Origin of the sequence: Rahnella variigena, from assembly GCF_003610915.1 — a bacterium.
Taxonomy (GTDB): Bacteria; Pseudomonadota; Gammaproteobacteria; order Enterobacterales; family Enterobacteriaceae; genus Rahnella; species Rahnella variigena.
This window is the reverse complement of sequence record NZ_NSDJ01000001.1, coordinates 3,944,746-3,960,777: the sequence shown is the minus strand read 5'-3', so window position 1 is coordinate 3,960,777 and position 16,032 is coordinate 3,944,746. Positions and strand designations below refer to the sequence as shown.

The window sequence follows — 16,032 nt, the reverse complement described above, 5'->3', positions numbered from 1 at the left end:
ACGACAGTTTTCTGATGATCTGTCGGGCAATTCAGGCGGAACTGCGCTAGGGTTAATGGCAGCATAAGTTTTTAGAAGACCCGAACACATCATAAGGAGATAACCATGGCTGACCAATTTGAGACACAGCAGAATTCGTTAGATGACGATTTGCGTATGCTGACTGAAACTCTGGAAGAAGTGCTGAAATCTTCCGGCGATAAAGCGGATGAGAAATACGTGCAAATTAAAGCACGTGCTGAAAACGCACTGAAAGACATTAAATCCCGTATTGACCCTTCCGCCCGTTCTTACTGCAAGAAAGCCCGTCACGTCGCGGAACAGACTGACAGCTATGTGCGTGAAAATCCGTGGCATGGCGTGGGCGTCGGTGCCGCCGTCGGCCTGGTTGTAGGCCTGTTGTTGCGTCGCTAATGTCATTCCTTCAGGAGCAGCGTCCTGCTGCTCCTGCTCTTAACGCATTTGATAACTCCTTTGTCTGCTCCTATACTCCCTCTTAGCTAACAGCACTCACTTCAGCTTGATCTGTCGCATATTTTCATTTTTCGTATCGCCGCATAATTCATCCGTAATTGATCCAACCCGTTTTTTGATCCAGAAGGGTATTTCTACCCGTCACTAAACATCCGGTATGGCCCGAGGTAGCGGTGAAACAAATATCAGCAATCATTGAGCAGCTTGATACAACGCTGGCAGGCGAATGGCCTGATACAGCGGGGATCCGGCAGTTCAGTTATTCCCTGCAAAAACAGCCAGACACCGGCCTGCTGGAATGGTTGTCTGCGCAACCCTGCTACCCGAAATTCTACTGGCAACAGCGTGATGGCAATGAAGAAGCCGCCGTTTGTGGCGATGCTTACGCTTTTGGCGATACGGCACAGGCGCAGGCTTTTATCCGCGAACATCAGGATGTGCCTGATCTGCACATCTGGGGGCTGAACGCCTTCAATGGCGCTGACAGCTCCGCCTTTGCTGCCAATGCACTGTTTCTCCCACGCATCGAACTTTGCCGTCAGGGCAGCCGCTACTGGTTGCGGTGTACGCTTTTCAGTGCGCACTCTTTACGTAAGGAAGCTCGCCGCACACGTTTGTTCCTGCGATCTCTGGTCGCCAGTCAGGCTTTACCGCCGATCGCCTCCCGCGTATTACAACACCAGCATTTACCGGCGCAGCCCCAGTGGAATCAGCTGATTACCCGCGCACTGAACTGCATTGAAGCGCAGCAATTCGACAAAGTCGTGCTGGCGCGAAAAACCACGCTGACTCTCAGTCGACCGCTGAACGCCTGCGCATTTCTGGCTGCCAGTCGTGCGGTGAACCACCACTGCTATCACTTTATGCTGGCATTCACGCCACAACAGGCTTTCCTGGGTTCCAGCCCTGAACGCCTGTTCCTGCGCAACCACGATGAGTTATATACCGAAGCGCTGGCGGGCACCGTCGCCAACGATCCTGATGATTTTAAAGCACAGGAACTGGGCGACTGGCTGCTGAACGACGGCAAAAATCAGCGAGAAAACCTGCTGGTGGTGGATGACATTTGCCAGCGTTTGCAGGGCGGGGCGCAAACGCTCGACATCATGCCTGCCGAGATTTTACGTCTGCGCAAAGTCCAGCATCTGCGCCGCAGTATTCATGGCGAACTGACGGAATCCGATGACGCCGGTTGTCTGCAACGTTTACAACCGACGGCGGCCGTCGCCGGATTGCCGCGTCAGGCAGCCCGCGAATTTATCGCTGAATTTGAGCCTTTTGACCGCGAATGGTATGCCGGTTCCGCCGGGTACATCAGCGCTGAACAGACGGAGTTTACCGTCGCGCTGCGTTCTGCGGCGGTGAAAGGACATCATCTGGAACTCTACGCTGGCGCGGGAATTGTCGCGGGTTCTGACGCTGCACAGGAATGGCAGGAAATCGAAAACAAAGCCGCAGGTCTGCGTACTTTGCTGGAAGAGCACTACACGCCTGCCGTTCAGGCCGGATAATCCTTTGCCGGAGTAAGTTGACCATGTCTGTTGCCGTTTTTAACCGCCGCTGGGCGACGTTGCTCCTCGAAAGCCTGACCCGCCATCAGGTGCAACACGTATGCATTGCGCCCGGTTCCCGATCCACGCCGCTGACCCTTGCCGCCGCGGCGCATCCGCACCTTATCTGCCATACCCATTTTGATGAACGTGGCCTCGGCCATCTGGCGCTCGGGCTGGCAAAAGCCAGCGGGCAGCGTGTGGCGATCATTGTCACCTCCGGCACCGCGGTAGCCAATCTTTATCCGGCGCTGATCGAAGCCGGGCTGACCGGCGAAAAGCTGGTATTGCTCACTGCCGACCGTCCGCCGGAGCTTATCGATTGTGGCGCGAATCAGGCTATCCGCCAGACCGGCATGTTTGCCAGCCATCCTGTACACACCCTGGATTTGCCGCGTCCGACGCCGGAAATCAGCGCCCGCTGGCTGGTCTCCGCGCTGGATAATGCACTGGCGCAGCAGACACACGGCGCGGTGCATATTAACTGTCCGTTCGCCGAACCGCTGTATGGTGAAGACAGCGGTGAACATCTTGACTGGTTGCAACAGCTGGGCGACTGGTGGCAGGGGCATCAGCCGTGGCTGAATTACTCGCCGGTTGAGCATACGACCGCACAGCCAGACTGGTTTTCCTGGCGGCAAAAGCGCGGCGTGATTATTGCCGGTCGCATTTCAGCACAGGAAAGCGAGTCCGTCGCCCGCTGGGCTGAAGTGCTTGGCTGGCCGCTGATCAGCGACGTTCAGGCTTCAACGGGTAACCCGCTTCCCTGTGCCGATCTTTGGCTGGCTTCACCGCAGGCGCAGGCTGTGCTGGCACGCGCTCAGCTGGTGATTCAGTTTGGCGGCGGTTTAACCGGTAAACGTTTACTGCAATGGCAGGCAGCGTGTGAACCCGAGGAATACTGGCTGATTGATACGCTGCCGGGCCGTCAGGATCCGGCGCAGCACCGTGGCCGCAGGATACAGGCGACCGTCGCTGACTGGTTGCTGACGCATCCGGCTCAGCCACAGCCTGACTGGGCGGAAGAGCTTGGATCCTGTTCGCAACGTGCCAGTCAGGCGGTGAAAACTCATCTCGATGGCACTTTTGGAGAGGCCGCCGCCGCATGGCAGCTTCCGGCATTATTGCCCGCGCACGGCCAGTTATTCCTCGGCAACAGCCTGATTGTCCGGCTGGTCGATGCCTTTGCAAAACTGCCCGCCGGTTATCCTGTTTATGCCAATCGCGGTGCAAGCGGTATTGATGGTTTGCTTTCCACCGCTGCGGGCGTGCAGCGCGCAACCTGCAAACCGACGCTGGTGCTGCTCGGCGATATCTCTGCGCTGTATGATTTGAACGCACTGGCGCTGATGCGTCAGTGCTCAGCGCCAACCGTCATCATTATCGTTAACAACAACGGCGGACAGATTTTCTCGCTGCTACCGACGCCGGAAGCTGAGCGCCAGCGATTTTACTGCATGCCGCAGAACGTCAGTTTCAGTCACGCGGCGGCGATGTTTGGTCTGGATTATGCCTGCCCGACGTCAGTGCCTGCGCTGTATCAGGCTGTCAGCGAATGCTGGCAGCACGGCGGCGTGAAGCTGATCGAACTGAAAGTCAGTGAGACGGATGGAGCAGAAAGCCTGCGCACGCTGGTCCGCCAGATGAGCGCATCATGACGCTGGTCTGTACTTCGCTAAATGCCGGAGCCACAGGCCGTCCGTGGCTGGTATTTCTCCATGGCCTGCTGGGCAGCGCGCAAGACTGGCAGCCGTTACAGGCGGCGCTCGAAGGCTGGCCTTGTCTGTTTGTCGATTTGCCGGGACACGGGCGTTCAGCGCAATTAACCGCCGCCGGTTTTGCGGATGTCAGCCAGTTACTGACCGATACTTTGCATCAGCAGGGGATATCGTCGTACTGGCTTATTGGCTACTCGCTCGGCGGACGCATCAGTTTGTATCACGCGTGCCAGGGGGATCGCAGCGGATTGCAGGGCGTGCTGGTCGAAGGTGCGCATCCCGGGCTGACCTGTCAGGCCGAACGCGCGCAGCGTCGTCATCACGATCAGCAATGGGCGACGCGCTTTTTGCAACTGCCGTGGAAACAGGCGCTCGCCAGCTGGTATCGCCAGCCGGTGTTTTCCGGCCTGACCGATGAACAGCGACAGCAGCTGATTTTGCTGCGGGAAAACAACAATCCCCACACTGTGGCTGCGATGCTCACGGCGACATCGCTTTCTGTCCAACCCGATTTGCGCGGACAACTGCATCAGCTTTCGCTGCCCCTGATCTGGTTATGCGGCACTCATGACACCAAATTTATTCATCTCGCGCAGCATTCCGGTTTCGAACTGCGCACTATCGCCAATGCCGGGCATAACGCCCACCGTGAAAATCCGGCGGAATTTGTCCGTCAGGCGCTGGCATTTATTACTTCACCTGTCTTAAAGGACGTTGCACATGATTTATCCTGATGAAAAAGAACTTTACGCGCCGGTCGAATGGCGTGACTGCACCGGTGAGTTTGAAGATATTCGTTATCACAAATCCACCGATGGCATCGCTAAAATCACCATCAACCGCCCTCAGGTGCGTAATGCCTTTCGCCCGCTGACGGTGAAAGAAATGATCCGCGCCCTCGATGACGCCCGTAACGACGAAGGTATCGGTGTGATCGTACTGACCGGTGAAGGCGAAAAAGCCTTCTGTGCCGGCGGTGACCAGAAAGTCCGTGGCGACTACGGCGGCTATCAGGATGCCAGCGGCGTGCATCATCTGAATGTGCTGGATTTTCAGCGCCAGATCCGCACCTGCCCAAAACCGGTTGTGGCGATGGTGGCAGGTTATTCCATCGGCGGTGGCCACGTGCTGCATATGATGTGCGACCTGACGATTGCGGCAGATAATGCCATCTTCGGCCAGACCGGCCCGAAAGTCGGTTCTTTCGACGGCGGCTGGGGCGCATCTTATATGGCGCGTATCGTCGGCCAGAAAAAAGCCCGCGAAATCTGGTTCCTGTGCCGTCAGTACGATGCTAAAGCCGCGCTGGAGATGGGACTGGTCAACACCGTGGTTCCGCTGGCAGATCTGGAAAAAGAAACCGTGCGCTGGTGTCGTGAAATGCTGGAAAACAGCCCGATGGCGCTGCGTTGCCTGAAAGCGGCTCTGAACGCGGATTGCGACGGTCAGGCCGGTTTACAGGAACTGGCGGGTAACGCCACCATGCTGTTCTACATGACTGACGAAGGTCAGGAAGGCCGCAACGCGTTTAACGAAAAACGCCAGCCGGACTTCAGCAAATTTAAGCGGAATCCATAATGCGTCGCGCCACGGTGTACCGGTATTGCCTGCCGATGGAAGCGGGCGTGGTGCTGCGCAACCAGCGTCTCAAAACGCGCGACGGGCTGCTGGTTTCATTGTGGCAGGACGATAAAACAGGCTGGGGCGAGATTGCGCCGCTGCCCGGATTCAGTCAGGAAGATTTGCCTCAAGCGCAGGAAGCCGTTCAGCATGGCCTGAGTCAGTGGATGCAGGGCGCGTCGCTGACGGCGGTTGCCTCAGCATTCAGCACGCTGCCCTCAGTGGCTTTCGGGCTGAGCTGTGCCGATGCCGAACTGCGCGATGAACTGCCGCAGGTGCTGAGTACGCGCTGTGCGCCTTTGTGCCACGGTGATCCGAATGAGCTTTATGCACGTCTCGGTGCATTACCCGCAGATGCGCATGGCCGCAAGGTCGCCAAAGTAAAAGTCGGATTGTACGAATCTGTCGGCGACGGCCTGAATGTCAGTATGCTGCTGGAAGCCTTACCGGATTTGCATCTGCGTCTCGATGCTAACCGCAGCTGGACCCCGGTGAAAGCCGCAGGATTTGCCCGCCACGTTGCACCGGAACTGCGATCCCGCATCACGTTTATCGAAGAACCCTGTCTGAGCCGCGATCAATCCCGCGACTTTGCCCGTCTGACCGGTATCGCAATCGCCTGGGATGAAAGCGTGCGTGAAACGGGTTTTACCGTGCAGGCTGAGCCGGGTGTGGCAGCGATTATCATTAAACCTACGCTCACCGGCAGTCTGATGCGTTGCCGCCAACTGATAGCGCAGGCACACGCCGCCGGGCTGGAAGCGGTGATCAGCTCATCCATTGAATCCAGTCTGGGACTGACACAACTGGCGCGTATCGCGCAGTGGCTGACGCCGGATGCGGTTCCCGGTCTGGATACGCTGGATCTGATGCAGGCGCAGCTGGTCCGCCGCTGGCCGGATTCCGCGCTTCCGCTGACCGATGTTTCTGCGCTGGAGATTGTATGGCAGAGCAGATAGAGAAGCAGATAAATAGTATGGCAGAGCAAATAATGACGGACTGGCCGTGGCGCCAGAGGTCTGTGCAAACCCCTTTTGCTGTGGCGCTGAAAGCCGGAGACGTCAGCTGGTGCTGGCGCGATTTACAGCACCGCGTTGATTCGCTGGCCGCCGGATTTATTGCGCAGGGCGTGACGGAAGGCACCGGCGTGGTGTTGCGCAGTAAAAATAATCTGGATGCGTTGCTGTGTTATCTGGCGCTGTTACAGACCGGTGCGCGTTTATTGCCGCTTAATCCGCAACTGCCTCAGACGTTATGCGAGGAACTGCTTTCTCAGCTCAATATTGATTTTATGCTCGACCTGGCTGAAACGGCGCTGGGTTTAAATATCCCCGCGCTTTCGCTGCAAAATGCCTGGTCCGTCAGCGCTGTCGCATGGCAACCGGATCGCGTGGCAACTCTGACGCTGACCTCCGGCTCCACGGGTTTACCTAAAGCCGCCGCGCATACCGTCTCCGCTCATCTCGCCAGTGCGGCCGGGGTGCTGGGGCTGATTAATTTCACACAGCACGACAGCTGGCTGCTCTCGTTGCCGCAATTCCACGTTTCCGGACAGGGCATCATCTGGCGCTGGTTGCTGGCTGGCGCGACGCTGGTGCTGGCCGACGGACAACCGTTCGAGGCGGCGCTGCAGGAATGCAGCCATGCCTCACTGGTGCCGACTCAACTCTGGCGCCTGCTCAAAGGCACGCCGTTGCCTGAACAACTCAAAGATGTCCTGCTGGGTGGCGCGCAGATCCCGCCGGAATTAACCCTGCAAGCAGAACGCGCCGGTATCCGCTGCTGGTGCGGATATGGCATGACCGAAACGGCGTCGACCGTGACGGCAAAACGGGCAGATGGATCTGCGGGCGTAGGGCTGCCGCTCAGCGGTAAAGACGTCAAAATCGTCGATCAGGAAGTCCTGATCCGCAGCGACAGTCTGGCCTGCGGTTACTGGAAAAATGGCACGCTGACGCCAGTTGTCAGTACTGACGGCTGGTTACATACGCGTGACCGGGGAGAATGGCGGAATGGCGAACTGCTGATCGCCGGGCGGCTGGATAATCTCTTTTTCAGCGGCGGGGAAGGGATACAGCCTGAAGATATCGAGAAAGTGCTGGTAAGCCATCCGCAGGTTTCTCAGGCGTTTGTGATACCGGTGGAAGACGAGCAATTTGGACAGCGGCCGGTCGCCGTGCTCGAAGCACAAGCCGGGCTGCTGTATGAGGAACTCAATCTCTGGCTGAGCAATAAACTCCCGCGCTTTCAGCTACCGGTGGCTTATCATTCGCTGCCTGAAACTCTGGCACAGGGCGGGATTAAAATCTCGCGGGCCAGCGTCCGCCAGTGGATAGCCATGCTTTCGTAAAATATGCTTTTGCAGAAAACATTCTTTTGCAAAAAATAGAAAGGGCCGCGCATTGCGGCCCTTGTCATGTATGCGGCGCTAAAATCAGTCTTTCAGGGCTTTCTCAACACCTGCGCCATAAGCCGGGTCGACTTTATAGAACAGTGCGACCTGACGTGCCTGCGTGTCCGGCGACGCATGTTTCAACTCACCGGCAATGCGCGCAAACATGCGCTGATGTTCGGCCTCAGACAGCAAATTGAACAGCAGACGCGGCTGGGTGAAGTAATCGTCATCTTCACGGTGATTCCAGTGATCGGCCGCGCCTTCAATGCTCAGTGGCGGTTCGCTGAAATCAGGTTGTTCCTGGAACAGACCGGCGTTGTTCGGTTCGTACGTCACGCCGTTGCCGCTGTTACCGTCCACACGCATTGCGCCGTCACGGTGATAATTATGGAACGGGCATTTTGGCGCGTTCACTGGGATCTGATGATGGTTCACACCCAGACGGTAGCGGTGCGCGTCGCCGTAGGAGAACAGACGTCCCTGTAACATGCGATCTGGTGAGAAACCAATACCAGGGACCACATTCGCCGGGCTCATGGCGACCTGTTCCACTTCGGCAAAGTAGTTTTCCGGATTGCGGTTCAGTTCGAATTCACCGACTTCGATCAGCGGATAATCGCTGTGCAGCCAGACTTTAGTCAGGTCAAACGGGTTGTACGGCAGTTTTGAGGCGTCCGCTTCCGGCATGATTTGCACGAACAGCTTCCAGCGCGGGAAATCGCCACGTTCAATCGCTTCGTACAGATCACGCTGGGAGCTTTCGCGGTCGGTGCCCACCAGTTTTTCTGCTTCGTCGTCCATCAGGTTTTCAATACCCTGCTGGCAGCGGAAGTGGAATTTCACCCAGAAACGTTCATTTTCTGCATTAATAAAGCTGAATGTATGGCTGCCGAAACCGTGAATATGACGGTAAGAGGCGGGCAGACCGCGGTCACTGACGTCGATGGTCAGCTGATGCAGAGCTTCCGGAAGATGCGAGAAGAAGTCCCATTTATACGCCGGATTACGCAAGTTAGTGCGCGGGTCACGTTTAACGACGTGGTTCAGGTCAGGGAATTTCAGCGGGTCACGCAGATAAAACACCGGCGTATTATTGCCGACTAAATCCCAGTTACCTTCTTCGGTGTAAAACTTCATCGAGAAACCGCGGATATCACGCTCTGCATCTGCCGCACCGCGTTCACCGGCCACCGTCGAGAAACGGATAAACATGTCAGTTTGCTTGCCAATTTCGGAGAAGATTTTCGCGCGGGTGTAAGCGGTAATATCGTGGGTGACGGTAAATGTACCGTGAGCGCCGGAACCTTTTGCGTGCATACGGCGCTCAGGGATCACTTCGCGGTCGAAGTGCGCTAATTTCTCAAGAAACCAGACATCCTGCAGAAGTAACGGGCCACGGCGACCCGCCGTTATTACGTTATTATTATCGACGACGGGCGCGCCAGCGGCAGTAGTTAAACCTTTCTTGGTCATAACAAATTCCTTCCAGTGAAAACGGGGTGTGTAGGTAAAAGAAGCGTTGTAGATCGTTAACATTCCTTGTTTGCGGGTTGCTCTCCTAAGCCAAATTAACTCTACCCATTACAAATAAACCATATGTTGATCAGGGGCAAATAGGTGGGAGTTATCATTTCGACGTGAAAACTTCGTTTCATCAATGAGAACGATGTTTCTTACAATTTTCTATGCTCCGCTGAATGTTTAAAAGTCCCAAAAAGTTGTTACAACAGAGTGAATTGCTTTAGACTTCCAGCGGAAGATTTAATGTCGTTTAGCTATTATTTGGGAAAAATAATGAAAAAGATCCTTGTCGCTGGCGCCGCTGCCAGCCTGATGTTTGCCGCGGCTTCTGCGAACGCCATCAGTGTTAACGGTGAAGTCGGCGAACACTACACGCACCTGGGCGTGGGCTTTGGTACCACTTCTCCGGGACTGGCTCTGAGCGGTGATTACACTCACAACGATGACGACGGTGATGTGGCTGGCGTTGGTTTAGGTTACAACATTCCTTTAGGGCCTTTCATGGCAACCGTTGGCGGTAAAGGTCTGTATACCAATCCGAAAGACGGCGACGAAGGTTACGCGGCTGCGGTCGGCGGTGGTCTGCAATTGCCAATCGCAAAAATGTTCACCCTGTACGGTGACTATTACTATTCCCCGGATTCACTCTCCAGCGGCATCGCAAACTATGAAGAAGCGAACGCAGGCATCCGTCTGACCGCCATTCCACTGGTGACAGTGAGCGTGGGTTACCGCTACATGGCGATGGACGGCAAAGACGGCAACCGCGATAACGTGGTGGCAGATGGCGCATATTTAGGTGGCGCGATCAACTTCTAAATACCCGTCATCTTTCAAGTTGCAGATGCGTTAGCTGTACTTGCTCACCCCGGTCACTGACCTGTGTCAGCTCCCGGGGATCCGCGCGCTTGCCGCCTTCCTGCACCATGAAATCTTTTGGGTATTACTCTGTTTAAAGCCTGCTTAGCAGGCTTTTTTATTGTCTGTAATATCACTTTGTGCCCCAAAGATTGTTTTTCTGTCTCAGCCTTTCTACAGTGGAATGACAAAAAAACAGAAGGAGAACGGGATGCTTAGGGTTGAGATGCTGAGTACGGGTGATGAAGTGCTGCATGGCCAGATTGTGGATACCAATTCGGCGTGGCTGGCGAATTATCTGTTCGAACAGGGTTTACCGATGACCAGCCGTGAAACCGTGGGCGACAGCCTGGACGCGCTGGTGGCTGTTCTCGAAGAACGCAGCCATATCGCCGATGTGCTGATCGTGAACGGCGGCTTAGGGCCAACGACGGATGATTTAAGCGCGCTGGCTGCGGCGAAAGCCTGCGGCGTTGAGCTGGTTGAAGATGCCGGCTGGATTAAAACCATGCAGGCGTTCTTTAACGAACGTGGTCGCCCGATGGCCGAATCTAATCGTAAACAGGCGCAGATCCCGGCCAATGCTGAGTTGCTGGATAACCCGGTCGGCACTGCCTGCGGCTTCAGCGTGAAGCTTAACCGTTGCCAGATATTCTTCACCCCGGGCGTGCCTTCTGAATTCAAAGTGATGGTGGAGCAGCAAATCGTTCCGCGTCTGCATAAACAGTTTCCGGCGCTGGAAGCCCCGCTGTGTCTGCGTCTCACGACGTTTGGTCGCGGTGAAAGTGATCTTGCGACGGAGCTGGATAAACTCGAACTGCCGGAAGGCGTGGTGATGGGTTACCGTTCTTCTTCACCGATTATCGAGCTGAAAGTCACCGGCCCGCGCTCGCAGGAAGCCGCCATGCACAAAGCATTTGAGCGCGTGCGCGAAGTGGCGGGGGAGAGCACCATTTTCGAAGGACTGGGCAGCCTGCCGGATCGTCTGGCTGAGCGTCTGCTGGCGCAGGATTTGCGTCTGGCGGTCAGCGAAAGTTTCACCGGCGGACTGCTGAACTGGCGTCTGCAAAGCGCCGGCGTTCCGCTGGTCAACGGCGAGTTATTGCCACAGGGCGACGAAGCCTCACCAGAGAAATCCCTCGAATGCCTGCTGGCGCGCGCGCAGAGTCTGGCAGAAAGCACCGGCGCACAACTGGCTCTTGCCGTCGGTGCGCTGTCAGGGGATCAACTCAGTCTGGCGCTTCATACGCCATCCGGTACCAGCGGATTAACCATTCGTTATACCGCGACGCGTCACGGTCTGGCATTACGGCAGGAGACGATGGCAATGGTGGCGATGGATCTTCTCAGGCGTTATCTGAACGGGTGGGAACCGGTGGCGGATTATCCGTGGTTGGATCGGGTTGCAAAGGTTTAGCTTTTACAAAAGCCAGGTCAAGACCTTGGGTTGCCACCCAAACTGGCCTTAAGATCAAGGTCGTGGGCGTCGGCCCACACCGACTTAGGGGACGGCTTATCGCCGCCGCCCCCCAAGACCCCCCAGGCTCTTTCACTGCGCGCTATCGCGGGCACGACGGACATGTTTCTGACGCAATTGTGAGTGGCGCAAAATGTCATCGCTGCGCGATTCCCGAATTTCAGGTTTCGAGCCTCTGGTCTCGAACCATTCATTCGGTGCCATTTTTGAGCACGCCAATCAACTTATTTAAAAGATGAAAAATAGTCTGTCTTTGAATTTAAGATCGTGCGGGCGATTCAGAAATCTTGCTGAACGGAGCGGCTTCGAGACCTATGGCTCGAAGACCGAGAGAAGGTACCGCGCAGCGGCAAGATTTCCAGCCTGTCGCAGTGGTACCTGAAACATAGTGTCTAGCGGAGCGCGCAGTGAAAAAGCGGGGGAGTCCAGAGGGCGCGCGCTTACGCGTCCTCTGGTCGGTGTGGGCCGACGCCCACGACCTTAGGTCAGTTTGGGCGGTGAGCCCAATATCTTGATGTTGAAGGCTAAAAGCTAAAGGCAGGCATGGGCAGCAGCCCATCAAAACTCAATCTCAATATCCCCAACCGGCATGCAACAGCACGGCAAAATCTCGCCGTCAGAGATGAAAGCTAAAGGCTTCTCACTGTACTCAACGGCACCGTTGATCAGCTTCATCCGGCAAGATCCGCAATAACCTTCGCGACACTGGTATTCGACTTCAACCTGATGATGTTCAAACACTTCCAGCAAATTCCGGTGCTCTGACTTGCAGGCCAGTTGCTGGCCATTTGCTGAAAGTGTGATGGTTCTGTCCGTCATTTACAGCTCGAAATCACTCAGGTCGTCTGCGTGAACTTCAGAATCAATCTGACCCACGAGATAGGAGCTGACTTCCACTTCCTGCGGCGCAACCTGCACGTTATCAGACACCAGCCAGGCGTTGATCCACGGGATTGGGTTAGAGCGGGTTTTGAATGGCGCGTCCAGACCCACAGCCTGCATACGGATGTTGGTGATGTATTCCACGTACTGACACAGAATGTCTTTGTTCAGGCCAATCATCGAACCGTCTTTGAACAGGTATTCCGCCCAGTCTTTTTCCTGCTGTGCCGCGAGCACGAACAGGTCGTGACATTCCTGCTGACATTCCAGCGCGATTTCTGCCATTTCCGGGTCGTCCTGACCTGAACGCAGCAGGTTCAGCGCGTGCTGAGTACCGGTCAGATGCAGGGCTTCGTCACGGGCGATCATCTTGATGATTTTCGCGTTGCCTTCCATCAGTTCACGTTCAGCGAACGCAAATGAGCAGGCGAAGCTGACGTAGAAACGCACGGCTTCCAGCGCGTTCACGCTCATCAGACAGATGTAGAGTTTTTTCTTCAGCTCGCGCAGGTTTACCACGACCGTTTTGCCGTTGACCTGATGCGTACCTTCGCCCAGCAGATGGTAGTAGCTGGTCATCTCGATCAGTGTGTCGTAATAACCGGAGATGTCTTTCGCGCGCTTGAGGATTTCTTCGTTGGTGACGATATCGTCAAACACAATCGCCGGATCGTTCACGATGTTACGGATGATGTGCGTGTAAGAGCGTGAGTGAATGGTTTCTGAAAACGCCCAGGTTTCGACCCAGGTTTCAAGCTCAGGAATAGAAATGAGGGGTAACAGTGCCACGTTCGGGCTGCGACCCTGAATGGAATCGAGCAGCGTCTGGTATTTCAGGTTGCTCAGGAAGATGTGTTTTTCGTGATCCGGCAACGCCTGAAAATCGATACGGTCGCGGGAAACATCAATCTCTTCCGGACGCCAGAAGAAGGACAGCTGTTTTTCGATCAGTTTTTCAAAGATTTCATGCTTCTGCTGGTCGAAACGGGCAACGTTAACCGACTGGCCAAAGAACATTGGCTCAAGAAGCTGATCGTTTTTATTCTGGGAAAAAGTACTGTAAGCCATAACTTCCTCGACATTCTCGGCAAAAACCCCCTGACGGGGGTTTTGAATAATATATTTAGTTAAAACAGATGATTAGATTTTGCAGGCGCCGCTTTCGCAGTCGTCAGCCACGTCGGCTTTCATATCTTCCTGCACATCATCAGCACCGTCGCGGGTGTTCTGATAATACAGCGTTTTGACGCCAAATTTGTAGGCTGTCAGCAAGTCTTTCAACAACTGTTTCATCGGCACTTTACTGTTCGGGAAGCGCGACGGGTCATAGTTGGTGTTAGACGAAATCGCCTGGTCGATGAATTTCTGCATCACGCCAACCAGTTGCAGATAGCCGTCGTTGTTCGGCATATCCCACAGCAGTTCGTACTGATCCTTCAGACGCTCATACTCCGGCACGACCTGACGCAGGATCCCGTCTTTCGACGCTTTAATACTGATGTGGCCGCGCGGTGGCTCGATACCGTTGGTGGCGTTGGAGATCTGCGAAGAGGTCTCGGACGGCATCAGCGCAGACAGCGTGGAGTTACGCAGGCCGTGCGTTTTGATGCTTTCACGCAGCGTATCCCAGTCCAGATGCAGCGGCTCGTTGCAAATCGCATCCAGATCTTTCTTGTAAGTATCCACCGGCATGATGCCTTGTGAATAAGTGGTTTCATTGAACCACTGGCACGCACCTTGCTCTTTCGCCAGTTCGTTCGACGCTTTCAGCAGGTAATACTGAATGGCTTCAAACGTTTTGTGCGTAAGATTGTTTGCGCTGCCGTCGGAATAACGCACGCCGTTTTTCGCCAGATAGTAAGCGTAGTTAATCACGCCGATACCCAGAGTACGACGCCCCATCGCGCCACGTTTTGCGGCTTTAATCGGGTAATCCTGATAATCGAGCAGGGCGTCGAGGGCACGAACCGCCAGAACTGCCAGCTCTTCCAGATCGTCCAGGCTTTCTATCGCGCCGAGGTTGAAGGCAGACAGCGTACACAGCGCGATTTCGCCGTTTTCGTCGTTAACATCGTCCAGCGGTTTGGTTGGCAGTGCGATTTCCAGACACAGGTTGGACTGGCGAACAGGCGCGATAGCCGGATCAAACGGGCTGTGCGTGTTGCAATGGTCAACGTGCTGAATGTAGATACGTCCGGTAGATGCACGTTCCTGCATCATCAGGGAGAACAGTTCAACCGCTTTCACTTTCTGCTTACGGATGCTGGCGTCCTGCTCGTATTTTTCATACAGACGCTCGAACTCGTCCTGATCGGCAAAGAATGCATCGTACAGGCCAGGCACGTCAGAAGGGCTGAACAGAGTGATGTCGCCGCCTTTTACCAGACGCTGATACATCAGTTTGTTGATCTGCACGCCGTAGTCCATGTGACGGACGCGGTTGCCTTCAACACCACGGTTGTTTTTCAGAACCAGCAGGCTTTCGACTTCCAGATGCCACATCGGGTAGAACAGCGTCGCTGCGCCGCCACGAACGCCACCCTGAGAACAGGATTTCACCGCGGTCTGGAAATGTTTATAGAACGGGATACAACCGGTGTGGAACGCTTCACCGCCACGGATCGGGCTACCCAGCGCACGGATGCGACCGGCGTTGATGCCGATACCTGCACGTTGAGAAACGTATTTCACGATGGCGCTGGAGGTGGCGTTAATGGAATCCAGACTGTCGCCACATTCGATCAGAACACAAGAACTGAACTGACGGGTTGGGGTGCGCACGCCGGACATGATTGGCGTAGGCAGAGAAATTTTGAAGGTAGAAATCGCGTCGTAGAAACGTTTGATGTAATCCAGACGGGTTTCGCGCGGGTAGCCGGAGAACAGGCAAGCCGCGACCAGAATGTACAGGAACTGTGCGCTTTCGTAGATATCGCCGGTCACGCGGTTCTGTGCCAGATATTTCCCTTCCAGCTGTTTCACAGCGGCGTAGGAGAAATTCATGTCACGCCAGTGGTCAATAAAACTGTCCATCTGCTCGAACTCTTCAGTCGTGTAGTCTTCCAGCAGATGTTTGTCGTATTTACCCATTTCAACCATGCGGGTCACCTGGTCGATCAATTTTGGTGGTTCAAACTGGCCGTAGGCTTTTTTACGCAGGTGGAAGATAGCCAGACGTGCAGCCAGATATTGATAATCCGGTGCATCTTTAGAGATCAGGTCAGCCGCTGCTTTGATAATGGTTTCATGAATGTCAGCGGTTTTGATCCCGTCATAGAACTGGATGTGTGAACGAAGTTCTACCTGAGAAACTGATACGTTTTGAAGACCTTCCGCTGCCCAGTCAATGACACGGTGGATTTTATCAAGATTGATGCGTTCTGTGCGGCCATCACGTTTAGTTACAAGCAGACTTTGGTTCATTCGGGGCGATACCTCAAAGGTTTATAAAGGGTCTGACCTGGCCGCGTAAAACACGCGCAGCAGCACAAGAGGTCCCTAGTGTGCTGGTCAGGATATAAACACAATATATTGTGG

The 16,032-nt window shown here is 55.1% G+C and carries 13 protein-coding genes; 9 read left to right on the top strand and 4 right to left on the bottom strand.

Features of this window, described 5'->3' with window-relative positions; genetic code table 11:
* Nucleotides 1-105: 105 nt before the first annotated feature.
* The 7 genes from CKQ54_RS18090 (at nucleotide 106) to menE (ending at nucleotide 7,712) form a co-directional block, all read left to right on the top strand.
* On the top strand, nucleotides 106-414 hold the full coding sequence (locus tag CKQ54_RS18090) for a DUF883 family protein (RefSeq protein WP_112289943.1): 309 nt from the start codon (nucleotides 106-108) through the stop codon (nucleotides 412-414).
* Nucleotides 415-647: 233 nt separating this feature from the next.
* Nucleotides 648-1,985, top strand: a complete 1,338-nt coding sequence (menF, locus tag CKQ54_RS18085; protein ID WP_120162061.1) for an isochorismate synthase MenF — start codon at nucleotides 648-650, stop codon at nucleotides 1,983-1,985.
* Between the two features lie 23 nt (nucleotides 1,986-2,008).
* A complete protein-coding gene (menD, locus tag CKQ54_RS18080; protein ID WP_120162060.1) occupies nucleotides 2,009-3,682 on the top strand; it encodes a 2-succinyl-5-enolpyruvyl-6-hydroxy-3-cyclohexene-1-carboxylic-acid synthase in 1,674 nt (557 codons plus the stop codon).
* The gene (gene menH / locus CKQ54_RS18075; protein ID WP_120162059.1) at nucleotides 3,679-4,476 is read left to right on the top strand and encodes a 2-succinyl-6-hydroxy-2,4-cyclohexadiene-1-carboxylate synthase; all 798 of its coding nucleotides are present in this window, start codon (nucleotides 3,679-3,681) and stop codon (nucleotides 4,474-4,476) included. Before menD ends, menH begins: the two co-directional genes overlap by 4 nt.
* Nucleotides 4,463-5,320: a 1,4-dihydroxy-2-naphthoyl-CoA synthase gene (gene menB / locus CKQ54_RS18070; RefSeq protein WP_112289949.1), complete on the top strand. Its 858-nt coding sequence runs from the start codon at nucleotides 4,463-4,465 to the stop codon at nucleotides 5,318-5,320. The genes menH and menB overlap by 14 nt, the downstream gene beginning before the upstream one ends.
* On the top strand, nucleotides 5,320-6,321 hold the full coding sequence (gene menC / locus CKQ54_RS18065; protein WP_120162058.1) for an o-succinylbenzoate synthase: 1,002 nt from the start codon (nucleotides 5,320-5,322) through the stop codon (nucleotides 6,319-6,321). The genes menB and menC overlap by 1 nt, the downstream gene beginning before the upstream one ends.
* 17 nt (nucleotides 6,322-6,338) lie before the next feature.
* Nucleotides 6,339-7,712: an o-succinylbenzoate--CoA ligase gene (menE, locus tag CKQ54_RS18060; RefSeq protein WP_120162057.1), complete on the top strand. Its 1,374-nt coding sequence runs from the start codon at nucleotides 6,339-6,341 to the stop codon at nucleotides 7,710-7,712.
* An 84-nt stretch (nucleotides 7,713-7,796) separates the two neighbouring features.
* Here menE and CKQ54_RS18055 read toward each other — a convergent pair whose 3' ends face one another.
* A complete protein-coding gene (locus tag CKQ54_RS18055) occupies nucleotides 7,797-9,230 on the bottom strand; it encodes a catalase (protein WP_120162056.1) in 1,434 nt (477 codons plus the stop codon).
* Between the two features lie 321 nt (nucleotides 9,231-9,551).
* Between CKQ54_RS18055 and CKQ54_RS18050 the strand changes: the two genes are divergently transcribed.
* Together CKQ54_RS18050 and CKQ54_RS18045 are read left to right on the top strand one after the other, a co-directional pair.
* Nucleotides 9,552-10,097: a YfaZ family outer membrane protein gene (locus tag CKQ54_RS18050; protein WP_112289960.1), complete on the top strand. Its 546-nt coding sequence runs from the start codon at nucleotides 9,552-9,554 to the stop codon at nucleotides 10,095-10,097.
* A gap of 250 nt (nucleotides 10,098-10,347) precedes the next feature.
* A complete protein-coding gene (locus tag CKQ54_RS18045) occupies nucleotides 10,348-11,553 on the top strand; it encodes a nicotinamide mononucleotide deamidase-related protein YfaY (RefSeq protein ID WP_120162055.1) in 1,206 nt (401 codons plus the stop codon).
* 618 nt (nucleotides 11,554-12,171) lie between these two features.
* Here the strand turns inward: CKQ54_RS18045 and yfaE are convergent.
* From yfaE to nrdA, 3 genes are all read right to left on the bottom strand, one after another.
* Nucleotides 12,172-12,432: a class I ribonucleotide reductase maintenance protein YfaE gene (gene yfaE, locus CKQ54_RS18040; protein WP_120162054.1), complete on the bottom strand. Its 261-nt coding sequence runs from the start codon at nucleotides 12,430-12,432 to the stop codon at nucleotides 12,172-12,174.
* Complete coding sequence (nrdB, locus tag CKQ54_RS18035; RefSeq protein ID WP_013574613.1) at nucleotides 12,433-13,563, bottom strand: class Ia ribonucleoside-diphosphate reductase subunit beta; 1,131 nt, start codon at nucleotides 13,561-13,563, stop codon at nucleotides 12,433-12,435.
* A gap of 72 nt (nucleotides 13,564-13,635) precedes the next feature.
* Nucleotides 13,636-15,918 carry a class 1a ribonucleoside-diphosphate reductase subunit alpha gene (nrdA, locus tag CKQ54_RS18030; RefSeq protein WP_120162053.1) on the bottom strand — a complete coding sequence of 761 codons (2,283 nt, stop codon included), beginning with the start codon at nucleotides 15,916-15,918 and terminating at the stop codon, nucleotides 13,636-13,638.
* Nucleotides 15,919-16,032: the final 114 nt, after the last annotated feature.

Excerpts from the sequence above, each read along its gene's own strand:
- CKQ54_RS18090 (WP_112289943.1), top strand. The coding sequence starts at position 106 with ATGGCTGACCAATTTGAGACACAGCAGAATTCGTTAGATGACGATTTG.
- menD (WP_120162060.1), top strand. The coding sequence starts at position 2,009 with ATGTCTGTTGCCGTTTTTAACCGCCGCTGGGCGACGTTGCTCCTCGAA.
- menH (WP_120162059.1), top strand. The coding sequence starts at position 3,679 with ATGACGCTGGTCTGTACTTCGCTAAATGCCGGAGCCACAGGCCGTCCG.
- menB (WP_112289949.1), top strand. The coding sequence starts at position 4,463 with ATGATTTATCCTGATGAAAAAGAACTTTACGCGCCGGTCGAATGGCGT.
- menC (WP_120162058.1), top strand. The coding sequence starts at position 5,320 with ATGCGTCGCGCCACGGTGTACCGGTATTGCCTGCCGATGGAAGCGGGC.
- menE (WP_120162057.1), top strand. The coding sequence starts at position 6,339 with ATGGCAGAGCAAATAATGACGGACTGGCCGTGGCGCCAGAGGTCTGTG.
- CKQ54_RS18055 (WP_120162056.1), bottom strand. The coding sequence starts at position 9,230 with ATGACCAAGAAAGGTTTAACTACTGCCGCTGGCGCGCCCGTCGTCGAT.
- CKQ54_RS18050 (WP_112289960.1), top strand. The coding sequence starts at position 9,552 with ATGAAAAAGATCCTTGTCGCTGGCGCCGCTGCCAGCCTGATGTTTGCC.
- CKQ54_RS18045 (WP_120162055.1), top strand. The coding sequence starts at position 10,348 with ATGCTTAGGGTTGAGATGCTGAGTACGGGTGATGAAGTGCTGCATGGC.
- yfaE (WP_120162054.1), bottom strand. The coding sequence starts at position 12,432 with ATGACGGACAGAACCATCACACTTTCAGCAAATGGCCAGCAACTGGCC.
- nrdB (WP_013574613.1), bottom strand. The coding sequence starts at position 13,563 with ATGGCTTACAGTACTTTTTCCCAGAATAAAAACGATCAGCTTCTTGAG.
- nrdA (WP_120162053.1), bottom strand. The coding sequence starts at position 15,918 with ATGAACCAAAGTCTGCTTGTAACTAAACGTGATGGCCGCACAGAACGC.